This is a genomic window from Planococcus halotolerans (assembly GCF_003289955.1).
Taxonomy (GTDB): domain Bacteria; phylum Bacillota; class Bacilli; order Bacillales_A; family Planococcaceae; genus Planococcus; species Planococcus halotolerans.
The window spans coordinates 160,969-178,601 of sequence record NZ_QLZR01000004.1; the positions used below are offsets into that span (position 1 = coordinate 160,969).

The 17,633-nt window shown below is 45.6% G+C and carries 19 protein-coding genes and 1 riboswitch; of the genes, 16 read left to right on the plus strand and 3 right to left on the minus strand.

Annotated features, from left to right (window positions below; genetic code table 11):
- Positions 1-71: 71 nt before the first annotated feature.
- Entirely contained in the window at positions 72-314 is a 243-nt protein-coding gene (locus tag DP120_RS11615) for a DUF2626 domain-containing protein (protein WP_112223842.1), read from the minus strand.
- A gap of 860 nt (positions 315-1,174) precedes the next feature.
- Between DP120_RS11615 and comGA the strand changes: the two genes are divergently transcribed.
- The 11 genes from comGA to gcvPB all read left to right on the plus strand — a co-directional run bounded on the left by comGA (position 1,175) and on the right by gcvPB (position 9,723).
- Positions 1,175-2,218: a competence type IV pilus ATPase ComGA gene (comGA, locus tag DP120_RS11620; protein ID WP_112223843.1), complete on the plus strand. Its 1,044-nt coding sequence runs from the start codon at positions 1,175-1,177 to the stop codon at positions 2,216-2,218.
- Complete coding sequence (gene comGB / locus DP120_RS11625; RefSeq protein ID WP_112223844.1) at positions 2,172-3,215, plus strand: competence type IV pilus assembly protein ComGB; 1,044 nt, start codon at positions 2,172-2,174, stop codon at positions 3,213-3,215. The genes comGA and comGB overlap by 47 nt, the downstream gene beginning before the upstream one ends.
- Positions 3,216-3,226: 11 nt before the next feature.
- Positions 3,227-3,547 carry a competence type IV pilus major pilin ComGC gene (gene comGC, locus DP120_RS11630; protein WP_112223845.1) on the plus strand — a complete coding sequence of 107 codons (321 nt, stop codon included), beginning with the start codon at positions 3,227-3,229 and terminating at the stop codon, positions 3,545-3,547.
- Positions 3,478-3,972: a GspH/FimT family protein gene (locus DP120_RS11635; protein WP_233785908.1), complete on the plus strand. Its 495-nt coding sequence runs from the start codon at positions 3,478-3,480 to the stop codon at positions 3,970-3,972. Before comGC ends, DP120_RS11635 begins: the two co-directional genes overlap by 70 nt.
- Complete coding sequence (locus DP120_RS18275; protein WP_133257393.1) at positions 3,941-4,261, plus strand: hypothetical protein; 321 nt, start codon at positions 3,941-3,943, stop codon at positions 4,259-4,261. The genes DP120_RS11635 and DP120_RS18275 overlap by 32 nt, the downstream gene beginning before the upstream one ends.
- Positions 4,249-4,701 carry a ComGF family competence protein gene (locus tag DP120_RS11640; RefSeq protein ID WP_112223847.1) on the plus strand — a complete coding sequence of 151 codons (453 nt, stop codon included), beginning with the start codon at positions 4,249-4,251 and terminating at the stop codon, positions 4,699-4,701. The genes DP120_RS18275 and DP120_RS11640 overlap by 13 nt, the downstream gene beginning before the upstream one ends.
- Complete coding sequence (locus tag DP120_RS11645; RefSeq protein WP_112223848.1) at positions 4,682-4,885, plus strand: hypothetical protein; 204 nt, start codon at positions 4,682-4,684, stop codon at positions 4,883-4,885. The genes DP120_RS11640 and DP120_RS11645 overlap by 20 nt, the downstream gene beginning before the upstream one ends.
- Before the next feature lie 23 nt (positions 4,886-4,908).
- Positions 4,909-5,421: a shikimate kinase gene (locus tag DP120_RS11650; protein ID WP_112223849.1), complete on the plus strand. Its 513-nt coding sequence runs from the start codon at positions 4,909-4,911 to the stop codon at positions 5,419-5,421.
- A 142-nt stretch (positions 5,422-5,563) separates the two neighbouring features.
- Positions 5,564-5,655: riboswitch (glycine riboswitch) on the plus strand.
- Positions 5,656-5,795: 140 nt separating this feature from the next.
- Positions 5,796-6,893, plus strand: coding sequence for a glycine cleavage system aminomethyltransferase GcvT (gcvT, locus tag DP120_RS11655; protein ID WP_112223850.1), 1,098 nt, complete (start codon positions 5,796-5,798; stop codon positions 6,891-6,893).
- Positions 6,894-6,920: 27 nt separating this feature from the next.
- A complete protein-coding gene (gene gcvPA, locus DP120_RS11660) occupies positions 6,921-8,267 on the plus strand; it encodes an aminomethyl-transferring glycine dehydrogenase subunit GcvPA (protein ID WP_112223851.1) in 1,347 nt (448 codons plus the stop codon).
- Positions 8,260-9,723 carry an aminomethyl-transferring glycine dehydrogenase subunit GcvPB gene (gene gcvPB, locus DP120_RS11665; RefSeq protein WP_112223852.1) on the plus strand — a complete coding sequence of 488 codons (1,464 nt, stop codon included), beginning with the start codon at positions 8,260-8,262 and terminating at the stop codon, positions 9,721-9,723. The genes gcvPA and gcvPB overlap by 8 nt, the downstream gene beginning before the upstream one ends.
- A gap of 55 nt (positions 9,724-9,778) precedes the next feature.
- Here the strand turns inward: gcvPB and DP120_RS11670 are convergent, their stop codons facing one another.
- Positions 9,779-11,050, minus strand: a complete 1,272-nt coding sequence (locus DP120_RS11670) for an ATP-binding protein (protein WP_112223853.1) — start codon at positions 11,048-11,050, stop codon at positions 9,779-9,781.
- 66 nt (positions 11,051-11,116) lie between these two features.
- Positions 11,117-11,500 (minus strand): rhodanese-like domain-containing protein, encoded by a 384-nt coding sequence (locus tag DP120_RS11675; protein WP_112223854.1) that lies wholly within the window; start codon positions 11,498-11,500, stop codon positions 11,117-11,119.
- 483 nt (positions 11,501-11,983) lie between these two features.
- Here DP120_RS11675 and DP120_RS11680 point away from each other — a divergent pair, with 483 nt between their 5' ends.
- From DP120_RS11680 to accB, 5 genes are all read left to right on the plus strand, one after another.
- The gene (locus DP120_RS11680) at positions 11,984-14,542 is read left to right on the plus strand and encodes a vitamin B12-dependent ribonucleotide reductase (protein ID WP_112223855.1); all 2,559 of its coding nucleotides are present in this window, start codon (positions 11,984-11,986) and stop codon (positions 14,540-14,542) included.
- 150 nt (positions 14,543-14,692) lie between these two features.
- Complete coding sequence (gene aroQ / locus DP120_RS11685) at positions 14,693-15,133, plus strand: type II 3-dehydroquinate dehydratase (protein ID WP_112223856.1); 441 nt, start codon at positions 14,693-14,695, stop codon at positions 15,131-15,133.
- A gap of 2 nt (positions 15,134-15,135) precedes the next feature.
- Complete coding sequence (locus DP120_RS11690) at positions 15,136-16,197, plus strand: M24 family metallopeptidase (protein ID WP_276310403.1); 1,062 nt, start codon at positions 15,136-15,138, stop codon at positions 16,195-16,197.
- 16 nt (positions 16,198-16,213) lie between these two features.
- Positions 16,214-16,774 carry an elongation factor P gene (gene efp / locus DP120_RS11695; RefSeq protein WP_084246060.1) on the plus strand — a complete coding sequence of 187 codons (561 nt, stop codon included), beginning with the start codon at positions 16,214-16,216 and terminating at the stop codon, positions 16,772-16,774.
- 349 nt (positions 16,775-17,123) lie between these two features.
- Positions 17,124-17,630 (plus strand): acetyl-CoA carboxylase biotin carboxyl carrier protein, encoded by a 507-nt coding sequence (gene accB / locus DP120_RS11700; protein ID WP_112223858.1) that lies wholly within the window; start codon positions 17,124-17,126, stop codon positions 17,628-17,630.
- Positions 17,631-17,633: the final 3 nt, after the last annotated feature.

The following is a 17,633-nucleotide window of genomic DNA, read 5'->3' on the forward strand; positions in this document are numbered from 1 at the left end:
AGAAGTAAATTTAACAATCAAATTAAAAAAGCGGCCAATGCTGGCCGCTTTTTTTGTGTTTAATATTCTGATTAATGTCCTCCACCAGGTATGTGGATGAAAGTTGAGTAGTATGTGAAGCCGACGAAGAATACTGTTAAGTAAGCTGCGAAGATATAAAGATACATACGCTCAGAAATATTTAAAAATCCTAGAAGTACAAAAAATCCGGTGTTGGCAACCATCAATAAAGAAACTTCCACCATATCGCCTACATAAAACAGAACTGCGAAAATCCCAGTCCACCATCCCATTAATTTAAACATGTTATTCATGGGTAATCCCTCCTTTGCCACAACACAATAATCTCATATTTATTATATAGGAAAGCGAGTCGTTGTGTAAACCGCGAGTTGGTCTTTCTTTGTGACAAACCGGTGTAATCTTTTGAGGGAAAAAAATTGTAGTTATCTTTTCAAAAAAAAATAGTATGAATACACCGCTTCGTCGCTTTGGACAAGCCTCCCGCAATAAGCCGAGAAGTCCACTCGTCTTATTGCTCCGGCCAGTCCGGCGGCGCGCCTTCGCTGGGATCCGCTTCTGGATATGAAAGTTAGTTAAGAGGGCTTAGGAAAGAAAAAGAGTTGTACTGAAATCCCACTCGGGCGAATGCCCGAGTTAGCTAAGAGTTATCCATGTTGAACTAAACAAAGAGTGATTTATATACTGATTCATTTTAAAAGAAACTTCTAGAGATATGGAGCAAAACAGCGAAGACTCATGGGGGACTAAGCGAAGTGCTGAGATCCACTCGGGCGAAGTGCAACGAGTCCAAGTTAGCTCAGCGCAAGCCAAGAGTTGGCCGTAGCCTGCAAGGCCGGCTCTTTGCGACGAAGCTAGCGCAGCGATGCAGGAGCAGCCTAAAAAAACGTGCTCCTGCAGTGCTGCGCACTTCGTCGCAAAGGCATTCTCCGTGCAAGACACGGCTAATGCCTTCGAAGCTGTTTTGCGGAATATCGGCTACTAATATTATCAATTTTATTTCTATGGAACCGGTGGCCAAAAATCATTTTTGCCCCGAAAAGTAGGGGGTAAAAAATTATTATGGCACAAACTATGGCGCTTCGAAAAAGACGTGGTTATACTATGGGGGAACAGCGAGGCGGAGCTGTTCGAATTCGAACAGGAGGGACCCATGCAGGAAATAATCGAACGAAAATGTGCCGAGCTGCTGCAAAAAGCAGCTGACTGTGACACGACTGATATCCACATCCAACCCGCACCTTCTAGCTACAAAGTTTCTTTCCGCTCCTTCGAAGGATTGCGGCAGGTGACACAAATCCCCTTTGATTTCGGTGATCGGATGATTGCCTATTTCAAATATCTATCCCTTTTGGACATGAGTGAAAAAAGAAAACCTCAAACAGGCTCCTTCCATCTTCCTATTAAGAACAAATCCTTTTATTTTCGCATTTCAACTTTGCCGTCGGTCCTAACCAAAGAAAGCATTGTCATCCGTATAATGCCCGATGAAGCTGCAAAGCCCATCCATGAATTGGCAGCTTTCCGTGATTCTGCAAGGCTGCTCGAGAAACTTTCCGAAGCGGGCCAAGGCCTTATTTTACTGACGGGGCCAACCGGTTGCGGGAAATCAACAACTCTGTATTCTTTGCTGAAGCATTGTTCGGATAAACTGAACCGCAATATCATAACGCTGGAAGATCCGGTAGAAAGGAAAAACCAGGCAATCCTGCAAATACAGGTCAATGAAAAAGCGGGCCTTGATTATGCTGCTGGATTAAAGGCAATTTTGAGGCATGATCCCGACATTATCATGATCGGTGAGATCCGGGATGCAGAAACTGCACAAATTGCGGTGCGGGCAGCCCTGACAGGGCATCTTGTGTTTTCAACTATACATGCACGTCATTCTGTCGGTTGTCTGCATCGGCTTAGAGATCTGGGAATTTCATATGAAGACATGTCACAGACGCTGATTGCAGTTTCGGCACAGCGCATTATGCCGGTTTTTGCGGAAATGGGTGACGTGAAACCGTCCTACCGGGCATTGTACGAAATACTTCACGGCGACCGTTTAAAGGAAGCATTGCTGGCTGCAAAGGACAATATAGAATACAGCCTTCCTGAGCGCCTGTCTTTTATCGGCCAAATCCGGGAAGGAGTGACTATCGGTGCGTTTGAACGCCAGGACAAGATCACCGAAGATCCGTCTGCGTGACCGCGGCAGATTTCTTGAACGTCTGGCAGTTCTGCTTGCTGAGGGCTATCTGTTGCCAACGGCCTTGACCTTGCTGCTGCCAATACACAGCCGGACTCTCGAGGCTGCGGAAGTGGGTCTGACCGGAATATTAAAAAGCGGCGGCAATGCAGCAGAGTTATTAAAGTTTCTTGGCTTTAAGGACGGGGTTCTGTTTCCTGTGGAAATTGCCGAACACCACGGCCGCTTATCAGAATCGCTGGAGAGCATTGCCAAGAGCTACGGCCGGACGGAACAGGTTCAGGCAAAAATGAGGAATATCCTCGTATACCCAGTATCTTTACTTGGGTTCACATCATTGCTGTTCCTGTTTTTCCGAATGAATTATGTTCCGAATCTGACAGAACTGATGTCATCATTGCAAAGTGGTGAAGAAGGCAAAGGTGTGCCGGCTTATCTCTTGAAGCTGCCGGATTATTTTATTGCGGCTGCGGCCTTTTCTTTGGTCAGTGCCCTGATTTTTTGGAAACTTTTAAAATTCCAACAGGTTCATGTGCAAGTCAATTGGCTTTTGCGCATTCCCGTCATAAAGAAATATATCAGGCTTTACTGGTCACATCTGCTCGCCAGGGAACTTGGTACCCTGGTCCATAGCGGTATTTCGCTTCAGGAATCGCTGAGGGTACTGATAGAGCAGAATCATCATGCAGTCATTCGTTTCATTGCTGAACGCGTTAAATCAGAAATTATCCTCGGACAGCCATTGTCGACGGCCGTTGAACGAATGGGAATTCTCTCAAATGACATGCCCGCATTTCTGAAACATGGCGAACTGACAGGTTTTCTGGGGAAAGAGTTGATACTTTACAGCGAAGTGCAAATGGAACAGATTGAGCAGCAAACTCAAAAATGGCTGAAAATCATCCAGCCGACGTTCTTTGTCATAATTGCAGCTTGTATCGTCGCCGCATATTTGGCGATATTACTGCCGATGTATAACTTGGTCCATACAATTTGAGGAGGAAGATTATGAAGAGATTGAAGAACCAAAAAGGCTTTACGTTAATTGAAATGCTGATCGTCATGCTAATTATCACCGTGCTTATTGCAATCGCAATACCGAATGTTTCAAAGCAAACCACAGCTGTAGATGAAAAGGGCTGCAAGGCTTTTGTGCAGATGGTCCAAGGGCAAGTGGAATCTTTCCGGATGGATGAAAAGAAAGTGCCCACGGTTGCAGAACTGGTCACTGAAGGGTATTTGAAGGTGGATGAAACCGATTGTCCGAATGGAGACATTGTGAATATATCTGTAGATGGTGTCGTATCATCGTCAGAACCGCCGGCTTAAACAACAGTGGCTTCTCGCTGCTTGAGGTTGTTCTTGTTCTTGCACTGCTGATGGCGGGATTCGGCATCGGTTTGCCGGCATATAACCAGATTGCTGTGAAAAAAGAAGAAGAACGTTTTTTCCAGCTCCTCAGAAACGATATATATTTTGCGCAAAGTGAAGCATATCGCTCAGGGTATTCGGTAAAAATAATTTTCCGCGATGGATTTGGCAGATATGATATTGTTCAGAACCAATTCACCCCACTTGATTCGCGGGTAATACCGGAGTCGGTCACGCTGAAAAGTACCAGTAATCTGACAGAAATCGGTTACTGGTCAAATGGTTCAGTAATGGCTTCCGGTACTTTGCGGTTTTCCACCAGTACCGCAGAAAAAATTATTGTCGTGCATCTTGGTAAAGGGAGAGTGGTGTTTTCTGGATGAAAAGGGTCTTTCATGGGCAGAAACGATGCTTGGTCTGCTGATCATATTTATGCTCTTCGGCACCTTGATGCCGACCATGCAAAAAATGCACCAGACACTGGATGATAAACAATTGAGGGTTACAGCTTATGAAACCCTGTATGAAGCGGCAAGGATCATAAAAAGAAATGGATCGGCCGAGGGAGAGCGCACGGTCAATGATGTTGTTTTTTCATGGCGGTACAGCACCAATCTATGTGTGGTTTATAGAAATTACCGCTCAACAATGGAAACCGTATGCATAGAGTAAAGCCAAAATGTGCAAAAGCAGGCTCAGAAGGCGGTTTCATTTATTTCAATGCATTGCTTGACTTGGTTCTGGTAGCAGCAGTCATGCCGCTGATAGTTATCTTCTATATGTATTCTGCTTCTTATATGGAGGACCTTGACGCTGGAAAAGTTGAATGGCGCTTATTTGCAGCTGAGCTGCAAAGTTATTTGACAGCAGTTGATTCCATAGAAATCATTAACGGGGGAACAGGCTTCCGCGTGATAAAAGGCGGCACCGAATATGATATAGAAGTCTACAATTCACTGATCAGGAAACAGAAGTTCAATGAAGGCCATGAGATTATGGTGACAAACATCATCAAATGCAATTTCAGCATCGAAGGGCAAGTTTTGAAAATCACCGCTATTCGATCCAACGGAACAGAAGAGAGGTCCGAATATGCCATTACAGGTCCTTAAGTCCGAAAAAGCCGCCATTTATCCTGTCACACTCATCTTTTTTCTATCGGCATTGATAGTCTTGTCGCATGTGGCCGCGATTTACGGCCAGCATTATAAAACATATGATGCATTGGAAAATATGCACCGGCATGCTACTATACAACTACTGGCAGAAATCGAGAAAAATAAAATACCTGAGTGATTTTGGGTAGTACGGGTGGTTGGATGAAAAGAATTTATTTGGTCGGATTTATGGGATGCGGAAAAAGTGCTGTCGGCAGGCGGCTAAGTTTTTTACTGAAAAAGCCTTATTATGACATGGATAAGGAAATAGCGAGACAGATGGGTATGACTATTGCCGCTATTTTTGAAACCAGAGGCGAAGCGTATTTCAGGGAATTGGAAACTCAATTTCTGAAAAACCTGAAAGAAGAGGATTGCATCATTTCCACAGGAGGCGGTGTGGCGATGCGGGAAGTAAACAGAAGAATCATGCGGAAAACCGGCCTCGTGTTATTTCTTGATGCTCCTTTCCGTGAAATTTGGCGAAGGATCCACAAAGATCCCAAACGGCCCATTGTGGTCAATTCGACGAAAGAGCAGATTGAAGCCTTATACAAAAAGCGCTACCCGCATTACAAGGCGGCTGCCCATATTACGATCCGCACGGAGTTCCGGACGTTGCGGCAAATTACTCAATATGCAGCATTTCAGGTGAATCGCCTAAAAGGCGAATGATTATATCTTTTAAATATGATTTCGTTCGTGTTTTCAACCTCTTCATAAAAAAGATTGCGCTTACCCTTCAATAATGTTAGGATATAGACGAAGTTATACGATTCTGTATAGCGCTATGGACCAATCATTTTGATTTGGGCGGATGAAAGCACGGGGAGAGTACGCGAAAGCGTCGCCGAAGGAGCAAGTGGCAGCAGCCATGAATCTCTCAGGCAAAAAGACTCGTGCCGGACGCATCTCTGGAGAACGCTGCTTTGCAGCTACCAAAGAGGAAAACCGTAACGGTAAACTTTCAGGTTCCAGGACAGAGATTTCCCTTAACAGGGGAATCTCTGTCCTTTTTTTATGGAATTTGATAAAGAGGAGGAAGTTGAATGGGAGAGTTACAACGCACACCTTTATTTGAGTCATACTCGCAATATGGTGGAAAAACAATTGATTTCGGAGGCTGGGAATTGCCGGTGCAATTTTCCAGCATTAAAGATGAACACGAAGCTGTCAGAACAAAAGCGGGGCTTTTTGATGTGTCGCATATGGGAGAAATCCTTGTTTCCGGACCGAACAGCCTTGATTTTCTTCAGAATCTCCTGACGAATGATATTTCCAAAATCAAAGACGGCCAGGCTCAGTATACGGCTATGTGTTATCCGGACGGTGGAACTGTCGACGATTTGCTGACATATCGTTTTGATGAACAGCATTATATGCTTGTCGTGAATGCGTCGAACATCGAAAAGGATTTCGACTGGATGCAAAAACACTCGATTGATGGAGTTGAACTGGAAAACGTTTCTGACCGGTACGGGCTGCTCGCTTTGCAGGGTCCGCTTGCTGAAACGGTTTTGCAGAGATTGACTGATGAAAACTTAAGCGACATCAAGCCTTTCCGCTTTAAACAGGATGTTGCAGTTGCTGGCCATCCAGTCCTCATTTCACGCACCGGCTATACAGGTGAAAACGGTTTTGAAATTTATGGTTCTCCCGAAGCCACCATAGCGCTGTGGGACGATATATTAAAAGAAGGCAAGGGAGACGGTGTTATCCCTGCGGGTCTTGGTGCCCGGGATACTTTGCGTTTCGAAGCTTGTCTGGCATTATATGGCCAGGAACTGACAAAAGATATTACGCCGCTGGAAGCAGGGATTAATTTTGTCGTAAAACTGGCTAAAGACGATTTTATCGGTAAAGAAGCACTTGCCGCACAAAAAGAAAATGGAGTTCCGCGCAAACTTGTTGGCATTGAGATGATCGACAAAGGAATTCCTCGGCACGGCTATGCAGTTTACTTGGGCGATGAAAAAATCGGCGAAGTGACTACCGGGACACAATCACCATCATTGAAGAAAAATATCGGACTCGCACTTATATCTGCCGAACATGCTGAACTTGGCAAGGAACTTGAAGTGGAAATCCGCAACAAGCGCCTGAAAGCAGTTACAGTAGAAACGCCATTTTACAAGCGCAGCAATTAATTTCAATTGAAAAGGGGACAGCTATCGATGAAACATCGCTATTTACCAATGACGCCTCAAGATGAAAAAGCAATGCTCGATACGATCGGCATCAAGTCGATTGATGAACTATTTGCGGATATTCCGGAGAAAGTAAGGTTCAAAGGCGAGTACAATATCAAACCTGCGAAATCCGAATCATCATTGACAAAAGAATTGTCGCAATTGGCTGCCAAAAATGCCGATTCCAATACGTATGCATCGTTCCTTGGAGCTGGTGTTTATGACCATTACAAACCGATTATTGTAGACCATGTCATTTCGCGTTCGGAATTCTACACTGCCTATACGCCGTATCAGCCTGAAATTTCACAGGGTGAATTGCAGGCGATATTTGAATTCCAGACAATGATCAGTGAATTGACAGGAATGGAAATTGCCAACTCTTCGATGTACGACGGCGGAACGTCACTGGCGGAAGCCGGCATGCTCGCTGCGGGCCATACGCGCCGTAAAAAGATTCTTGTTTCGCGTGCAGTACATCCTGAATCACGTGATGTCGTGCGTTCGTATGCACTTGGACAGTCCATCACAGTGGAAGAGATTCCATTGAAAGATGGCCATACGGATCTTGATGCTTTGAAAGAAATGATTGACGACAATACGGCAGCGGTTATGATCCAGTATCCTAACTTCTTCGGCCAGGTTGAAAATCTGAAGGAAATCGAACCGATTGTCCACGAAGCCGGTGCTTTGTTCACTGTTTCCTCAAACCCATTAGCACTTGGTGCTTTAACACCTCCAGGCACATTGGGCGCGGATATTACAGTGGGAGATGCCCAGCCATTCGGTATCCCTGAAGCGTTCGGTGGGCCTCATTGCGGATATTTTGCTGTAACTAAAGCGCTGATGAGAAAAGTTCCTGGACGCCTCGTCGGTGAAACGACGGACGAAGACGGGCGCCGTGGTTTTGTACTTACTTTACAGGCGCGCGAGCAGCATATCCGCCGTGATAAAGCCACTTCAAATATCTGTTCGAACCAGGCACTGAACGCACTTGCTGCTTCTGTCGCCATGACTGCTCTAGGCAAAGAAGGCACCAAGGAAATGGCCATTCAGAACATTACGAAAACCTACTATATGAAACAGCAATTGAAAGCAGCCGGCTTTGAAATCGCTTTTGATGGAGCGCATTTCAATGAAATCGTTGTTAAAACCGGTGCTCCAGTCAAACAGCTGAACGCTTCTCTTCTGCAAAAAGGGATGATCGGCGGATACGACCTTGGATTGAGCTATGAAGAGTTCGATCGCCATGTGTTAATCGCCGTTACTGAACAGCGCACTAAAGAAGAAATCGATGCATTCGTGCAGGAAATGGGGGCTACTCATGCATAAAGACAACCAACCGCTCATTTTTGAAATGACCAAAGAAGGCCGTGTCGGCTACAGCCTGCCGGAACTCGATGTTCCCGAAATCGATCTTGCTGATTTATTGCCTGAAGGCCTGGTCCGCGTTGAAGCTGCGGATCTGCCGGAGGTTTCTGAGCTTGATATCATGCGCCATTACACAGCACTTTCCAAACGTAATCACGGTGTCGATTCCGGTTTCTATCCACTGGGCTCGTGCACAATGAAATACAATCCGAAAATCAATGAATCCGTTGCAAGGTATTCCGGATTTGCCAACATCCATCCGCTGCAGGACGAGTCTACGGTCCAGGGAGCTATGGAATTGATGTATGACCTTCAGGAGCATCTGAAGGAAATCACCGGCATGGACGAAGTGACGCTTCAGCCGGCTGCCGGCGCGCACGGGGAGTGGACAGGATTAATGATGATTCGCGCTTTCCACGAAGCTAACGGTGATACAAAACGCACGAAAGTTATCGTTCCTGATTCAGCGCACGGCACTAACCCTGCATCCGCCACTGTGGCTGGATTTGAAAGTGTAACGGTTAAGTCAAATGAACACGGACTTGTCGATCTTGAAGATTTGAAACGCGTAGTCGGAGAAGATACAGCTGCTTTGATGCTGACTAATCCGAATACACTTGGCCTTTACGAGGAGCAGATTCTTGAGATGGCTGCCATCATCCACGAAGTCGGCGGCAAGCTTTATTATGACGGCGCCAATTTGAACGCCGTTATGTCCAAAGCACGTCCTGGCGATATGGGCTTCGATGTTGTCCATTTGAATCTTCATAAAACTTTTACTGGCCCTCACGGCGGTGGTGGTCCTGGATCAGGTCCTGTAGGCGTCAATAAAGATTTATTGCCGTTCCTGCCAAAACCGATTCTGGTCAAAAAAGACGATGTGTTTGCATTCGACTACGACCGTCCGCAATCAATCGGCCGAGTTAAACCGTTTTACGGAAACTTCGGAATCAACGTCCGCGCATACACATATATCCGTTCGATGGGGCCGGATGGCCTGAAAGCGGTGACGGAATACGCGGTACTGAACGCAAACTATATGATGCGCAGACTGCAGGAGCATTTCGACCTGCCGTATGACCGCCACTGCAAACACGAATTTGTGCTGAGCGGCCGGCGCCAGAAGAAATTGGGCGTGCGTACACTCGATATGGCGAAACGCCTGCTTGACTTCGGCTATCATCCGCCGACAATCTACTTCCCGTTGAATGTCGAAGAAGGCATGATGATTGAACCGACTGAAACTGAATCAAAAGAAACGCTCGATGCCTTCATCGATGCGATGATCCAGATTGCACGTGAAGTGGAAGAAAATCCGGAAATCGTCCAGAATGCACCTCATACCACTGTCATCAGTCGCCTTGATGAAACAAAAGCTGCGCGGAAACCGGTTTTGCGTTACCACAAAGCTGAATAATATTACAAAAAAAGCCTGGAAGCAGATTTGCTTCCAGGCCTTTTTGTCATTTCAATTAAAATCCGATATAGGAATCAGCTTCCTGCCAGTTATTGCGTTCTGCCTTTTTATTCTGCTGCTGAAGTTCTTCGATGCGTTTTTCATAATCGGAGTCGCCATCATAATGCCAATTCAAGGCACTGGACATATATAATTCGTTAAGCTGGGAAATCGATAGGCCTTTTGTGCGAAGGGCCATATCGGTCAGCTGGGCTTCCGTAAAGATATGTTTAATGTCCAGTTTTTGCAGGTAAGCTTTTCGTAATTTTTGAGAAGGGGAAGGAATTTCATATGCCCGGTCAAAGCGTCCTGCACGGTTGATCAATGCCGGATCGATCTTTTCGGGATAATTGGTTGTGCCGATTACGAAGAGCCCTTCACGCGCCTGGGTGCCGTCCAGCGTATTTAAAAAGACAGAGCGGGTATATTCCGGCATCGAGTCAATGTCTTCGATAACGAGTATAGCAGGAGCAAGCCGTGAAACGATGCTGAACACTTCCTGGATGGTTGCGCTGTTTGTATACTCTGTAATCTGCCAATAGACCACAGGGGCTTCGGTAGACCCGGTTATGGACTTGACCAATGTGGTTTTGCCGTTGCCGGGAGAACCGTAAAGCAGGATGCCGCGTTTATAGGGGATGCCATAATTACGGAAAAACTGTCCATCATCCTTGAAAAATTCATCGATGGATCTGAAAATGTCTTTCTTTACGGGCTCGTCCAGGATGACATCAGAACGCTCGATGATGCCATGGGCACTGAAATTCCGTCGCCTTACTCCGTCGTCCGTATCAACCAGGAAAGTGATGTTGTCCATCAGCATTTGCCGCAATAATTCATCTATTGCCTGCAGAAAATTGTGTGCGGCTTCGACAGATTTTGCGTAGCATTGGAATTCGGGCCAGCTCGTTTCCGCATGTGTGTAAAAAGTTAATTGTGTGACGGCGATATCATGTCCAGGGAAATAGAGAATCCTGTTTTCAAAAGTTGTTTCAATGGTAAGGTTTGTGCTTTGAAGGTCTTCCGCAGTATTGGTGATTTTGCCTTGGGAACGTGCTTCGTAAATGTAAGCGAGTGTTTCATATTCCAGCTGGCCTTTTTTCATCATGTCAAGAAGGTGGCTGTGCAACTGCATAAGAGGTTCTGTAACATCGATATGTTTCCACGGGCCAACTGACCGGTCATTGAGGCAGTTGAAAATCCTGTTGGAAACTTCGGCTATATTGGCGTAAACAGGCAAATGATCTTTTAAACTCGGGTGGTGAGGAAAAAGGATTTTTTCTGTCATTTCAGGCCTCCGTCAAGTTTCGGATTTTTGGTAAAAAAAGCTCTTCCGTTTTGGAAGAGCTGGCAGTCATGATTTAGATTTGATTTTTCCGGTCCATTGCTTGAAACCGCCCTGCAATTGATACAATTGGTCATAACCCTGTTTTTTCAAATAAATTGCTACACGTCCTGCACGGGCACCGTTCTGGTCATAAAGATAAACGGGCTTGTCGGAACGGATTTCCTTATGGCGCTGGCGCAATTGAGTTTGAGGGATATTGCGTGCTCCCAGGATATGGCCGGCAGCGAAATCCTTTGGCTCACGGACATCGATCAGCTGCGCTTTTCTGTAGCCTTCGATGAATTGGTCCTGGGTTAATGTAGTAACTGCTTTTTTCATGCGGAAATATGACACCACCGCGTAAACAATAATCGCGAATAAAATCGCTGCGATAAAATACAAGAATTCCAATGGTCTTTCCCCTTTCTATTCTTTCTTCATTATAAGAGATAATGGTCTTTTAATTCAATGCAATATTAGAGTATAAATGAGAAAAAGAGGCGATGCTGTGAAATTTACAAGAATACGCCTTACTCTTCAATCATGAAAATTTATCATTGCCAGGTAAAGACAAGAACTAAGAGTCGCAGATTGGAAAGAATCCAATATTATGAAAGATTAAACGCTGCCAACCCGAAAAGCTGACACCAAGGGGCTTTGGACCTTCTAAAACGGAAATATGGGATTGTACCAGGGTAGGTGTAAAAAATATCACTTTAGACTCATTTTAATATTTTCTCTCCATAAAAAGCCTGCTGCAGTGAAGGTTTTGACGAAATTAAAATGGGAGTCAAATTTTTGTTATGGAAAGGAGTTTCAATATCTAGTATCATGGGAAAAGTATTAATACTATATATAGTGTTTGCTCTTATAATATAAAGGAGGAATTGTCAAATGGTTTCTGCAACTAATTCTGTTTTTACGTTAAATCCTGAGGCTTTGAATAAGGACATCGAACAGTTTCCGCAAGTGCACCCGATCACACCAGACATGTCGACGACGCATAAAGGCGTTTCGAGACTGGTAATGATCGACCGTTATTCTTTTAAGGATACGGAAAAGAAAACATTAAAAGCTGGAGATTTTGTTGTTCTTACGGTAAAGGAGGACCCGAAATTTCCGGCACGCGGGTTAGGATTCATCGTATCGGTTAATCATGCGGCGAATCAGGCGGAAGTATGGATTGAGGAAGACTACCGCAGCGCGATTGATAACCAGGATGATCTTGAAAACGGCATTGTTGTCAGGTCGCTTGACGTTATCGAGAAACCTCTTGAGGTTTACTATGAACAGATCGCAAAACGAAATGCTACAGGGCTTGCGGCTGTTGAAAAAACAGAAGAAAAACGCCAGGAATGGTTCACGAAATTCTATGAGCAGCTGGTAGGCCTGAAATTCATACCTGCAGGACGCGTCCTTTACGGAGCGGGTGCTGATACAGATGTCACTTACTTCAATTGTTATGTAATGCCATTTGTTGCAGATTCCCGCGAAGGCATTTCCGATCACCGTAAACAAGTGATGGAAATCATGAGCCGCGGAGGCGGTGTGGGGACCAACGGATCGACTTTGCGTCCGCGCAATACACTGGCACGCGGAGTAAACGGCAAATCCTCGGGTTCAGTATCGTGGCTTGATGATATCGCTAAACTGACTCACCTGGTTGAACAGGGTGGTTCACGCCGCGGAGCACAAATGATCATGCTTGCCGACTGGCATCCGGATATTGCGGAATTCATCATTTCCAAAATGCAGAACCCGCGCATTCTCAGATACCTGATTGAAAACACGGAAGATGAGACGATCAAGAAATTGGCGAAAGATAAATTGAAGTTCAAGCCGTTGACGGAACAGGAAGAAGCAATGTACCAAGGCGTCCTTAACTACCGCGCGATTCCGGGTATGGGCGGATTCAATGAAAAGATCATGCGTGACGCAGAAACGAAGCTTCGTGACGGCGGAACTTATTCTGTTCACAACGAAGAATTCCTCACAGGGGCAAATATTTCCGTTACATTGACCAGCGACTTTATGACAGCTGTGGAAAATGACGAGGATTTCGATTTGCGGTTCCCGGCTGTAGAATCTTATTCCAAAGAAGAAATGGCTGTCTACAATGAACAATGGCAGGAAGTCGGAGATGTCCGCGAATGGGAAAAGATGGGGCATAAAGTCCGCACATACCGTACGATGAAAGCACGGGATCTATGGAATCTCATCAATGTTTGCGCAACTTATTCAGCAGAACCCGGTATTTTCTTCATCGATAATGCCAATGAAAAAACGAATGCTAAAGCATACGGCCAAAAAGTCGTTGCTACAAACCCATGTGGCGAGCAGCCTTTGGCACCATACTCAGTGTGTAACCTGGCTGCAGTGAATTTGGCGCAATTCGCCGATCCGAAAACGAAAACAGTCGATTTCGAATCGTTGAAGGAAACGGTGCGTGTAGGTGTCCGTATGCAGGATAATGTAATTGATGCAACTCCTTACTTCCTTGAAGATAACCGCATCCAGGCACTGGGAGAACGCCGTGTCGGACTAGGTGTCATGGGACTTGCTGATCTATTGATCTACTGCGACAAAGAATACGGTTCTCCTGAGGGCAATGAACTCGTTGATCAGATTTTCAAAACAATCGCCGTAGCAGCTTATGAAATTTCGACTGAACTGGCTGCTGAACGCGGAAGCTTCCCATTCCTTGAAGGGGAAACGGAAGAGCAGACAGCTGCTCTTCGCAAAGCGTTTACTGAAACCGGCTTTATGCAGGGCATGCCGGAAGAAATCCGAGAAGGCATCTTGGCAAACGGTATCCGCAACTCGCATTTGCTGACAGTGGCACCTACCGGATCCACTGGAACGATGGTCGGCGTCTCGACAGGGCTTGAGCCTTATTATTCATTCACTTACTACCGCAGTGGGCGCTTAGGCAAGTTCATCGAAGTGAAAGCGGATATCGTCCGTGAATATTTGAAAAATAATCCGGAAGCAAATGAAGAAAACCTTCCGAAAGCATTTGTCACATCAATGGATTTAGCACCGGAAGCACACGCGGATGTTCAATGCATCATCCAGCGCTGGATCGATTCATCCATTTCGAAAACAGTCAACGCACCGCGCGGATACACTGTCGAACAAGTGGAAGGCGTTTACGAACGACTTTATAAAGGTGGTGCCAAAGGCGGGACAGTTTACGTCGATGGAAGCCGTGATTCACAGGTTCTGACTTTAAAAGCAGAAGAAAATACGTTTGAAGATGAAGCACCTGAAGAAGTACAGACAAAACGTCCGATCGTTTTGATTGATACGATTCAGGACCTTCGCTCAACGAATGTCACTATCGGTTCTGAAGTGGGCGACACCTGCCCGGTCTGCCGTAAAGGGACAGTCGAAGAAATGGGTGGCTGCAACACCTGCACGAATTGCGCCGCGCAATTGAAATGCGGACTATAAAATATTGATGGAAAAGCGGGAGCCAAGGCTTCCGCTTTTTTATATGGAGATGGTCTTGGGTTCCAAGAAGATTCAATTTCCCGCTTATAGTTGCTCGATTCTTCTCGTATGATAAAATAATGAAGAAGTTACCGACGGGGAGTGGAGAAGATGCGCGCTTTGATATTGAATGGGCCCAATTTGAACCGGCTGGGCAAAAGAGAGCCGGACGCATACGGCACGTTTACGCTTGCTGAACTGGAACAGGAGCTGGAACAGTTCGCATACGCAAATGACATTAAATTGACCTGCAGCCAGTCCAATCACGAAGGTGAAATCATAGACTGGCTCCAACAGGCGGAACGCCAAAGTTTTGACGGAGTCGTGTTGAATGCAGGTGCTTATACACATACAAGCATCGCGATTCGCGATGCCATCGCCTCCATCCAGGTACCCGTTATTGAAGTACATATTTCAAACGTTCACAAGCGAGAAGAATTCCGCCACCATTCCTATTTGGCACCGGTAGTGGAAGGGCAGATCACCGGGTTTGGGAAAGATGTTTATTTCCTTGGTCTGCATGCCTTACTTTTACGAAATCAGAGAGGATGACTATTTTGAAACTGCAAAAACTTCGCAACGAAATGGCTCAAAATGAAATTGAAGCATTCCTGATCACGAGCGAATTCAACCTTCGTTATATTACTGAATTCACCGGATCTTCAGGTTTGGCGATTGTTACAAAAGACAATGCGCTTTTCATTACGGATTTCCGTTATACCGAACAGGCAGCGGACCAAATCAAAGATTTTGAAATAATCAAGGCGAAAACAAACCTGCTGGAAGAAGCAGCGGAGCAAGTGAAGAAATTAGGTGTCAAAACGCTGAGTTTTGAAAAAGACTTTGTTACATACTCATCATTTGAACAATACGGTGAAAAAATGGATGCCGAGTTAAAACCGGTGAGCGGCATTATCGAAAAAATCCGTATGATCAAGACTCCTGAAGAAGTGGAGATACTTAAAGCAGTAGCTAAAATTGCAGATGATGCTTTTGAATACATCTGTACTTTCATCAAACCAGGAATGACTGAACTGGAAGTTTCAAATGAGCTGGAGTTCTTCATGCGCAAACAGGGCGCGACTTCTTCTTCGTTCGATATCATAGTCGCTTCAGGCTACCGCTCGGCATTGCCTCACGGCGTGGCGTCAGACAAAGTGATTGAATCCGGTGATTTTGTCACAATGGATTTTGGCGCTTTGTATAAAGGCTATATCTCTGATATCACACGCACCGTTTCTGTAGGGAAACCTTCCGAAAAATTGAAGGAAATCTACCAGGTCGTACTTGAAGCACAGGAAATGGGCGTTGAGAAAATCGGTCCGGGAATGACAGGATTCGACGCAGATGCAATCGGCAGGGATTATATCAAGTCAAAAGGCTACGGTGATGCTTTTGGGCATTCCACTGGCCATGGCATCGGCCTTGAAGTGCATGAAGGACCTGCTTTATCATTCAAATCCCAGACGGTCCTCGAACCGGGGATGGCTGTGACTGTTGAACCGGGTATTTATTTGCCGGGTATTGGCGGAGTGCGCATTGAAGATGATATACTGATTACCGAGTCCGGAAACGAAAGACTGACCAAGTCTTCAAAAGAGCTACGCATTTTATAAAAACGGAGGAAATTAAATGATTTCTGTAAATGATTTTAAAACAGGTGTAACAATCGAAGTGGATGGCGGCATCTGGCGTGTAATGGAATTCCAGCACGTTAAACCAGGTAAAGGTGCAGCTTTTGTCCGTTCAAAATTGCGCAATCTGCGTACAGGCAGTGTCACGGAGAAAACTTTCCGTGCTGGTGAAAAAGTAGCCAAAGCACAAATTGACAACAAAAAAATGCAGTATTTATATGCGAATGGCGATGTCCATGCGTTTATGGACACTGAAACTTATGACCAGATCGAACTGCCGGAAAAAAGCATCGAGTATGAATTGAAATTCCTTCAGGAAAATATGGAAGTTCAAGTCATTCAGTTCCAGGGTGAAGTTCTTGGGGTCGAATTGCCGAACACGGTGGTTCTTACAGTGACTGAAACAGATCCGGGTATCAAGGGAGATACAGCAAGCGGCGGAACGAAGCCTGCACATCTTTCTACCGGCTTGACTGTTCAGGTGCCGTTCTTTGTCAATGAAGGCGATCAATTGATTATTAATACGACTGATGCTTCTTACGTTTCACGCGCACAATAAAGAAATGCGACGGCACCCGTTAAGCTCTGAAAGGCGTAAGACGGACCAGCGTAGTGGCGATTAGCCGCGCAGCTGGGCTGGCTTATGACCCGAAGAGCTGGATCGCCGGAGTCTGGACAATAAAGAAATGCGAAAGCGCCCGTTAAGCTCTGAAAGGCATAAGACGATTTGGCGAAGCGGCGTCTATTCAGCCGTATAGCCAAAGTGGCTTATGACCCGAAGAGCTGGGCTGCTTGAGTCTGGACAATAATGAATAGTGGCCTCCTTAGCGGGGGGGCCGTTTTTTAGAAAAGCTGCAGATTAAATTTGCAACACAATTAAATTTTGTACATAAGGGGAGTAGGGTAATTTGAAAATTCAGGAAATCCGCGAAATTATTAAATTGGTCGATGGTTCTTCGATTAACGAATTCACATACGAAGCAGAAGGCACGAAAATTAAATTGAAAAAAAATGTGGGAGTTTCAGCTGAAAGTTCGGCTGCAGCGCCAGTACAGTCTGCAGCAGCAGCACCGCAAGCACCTGCTGCACCTGCCGCTCCGGCAGCACCGGAAGCTCCGGCAAAAGAAGAGAAAGCTGCAGACCAGGCTGCTGAAACCGGCAGTTCGGATGCCAATACACATCAGATCTTGTCACCGATGGTCGGCACATTCTATCAATCGCCATCACCGGAGGAACCAGCATATGTACAGGTTGGGACAAAAGTAACTGCTGATCAGGTAGTATGTATTGTAGAAGCCATGAAACTCTTCAATGAGATTGAGGCGGAAGTGGATGGGGAAATTGCTGAAATTCTTGTAAAAGACGGACAACTCGTCGAATATGGCCAGCCTTTATTCCTCGTTAAAACAAACTGAGGA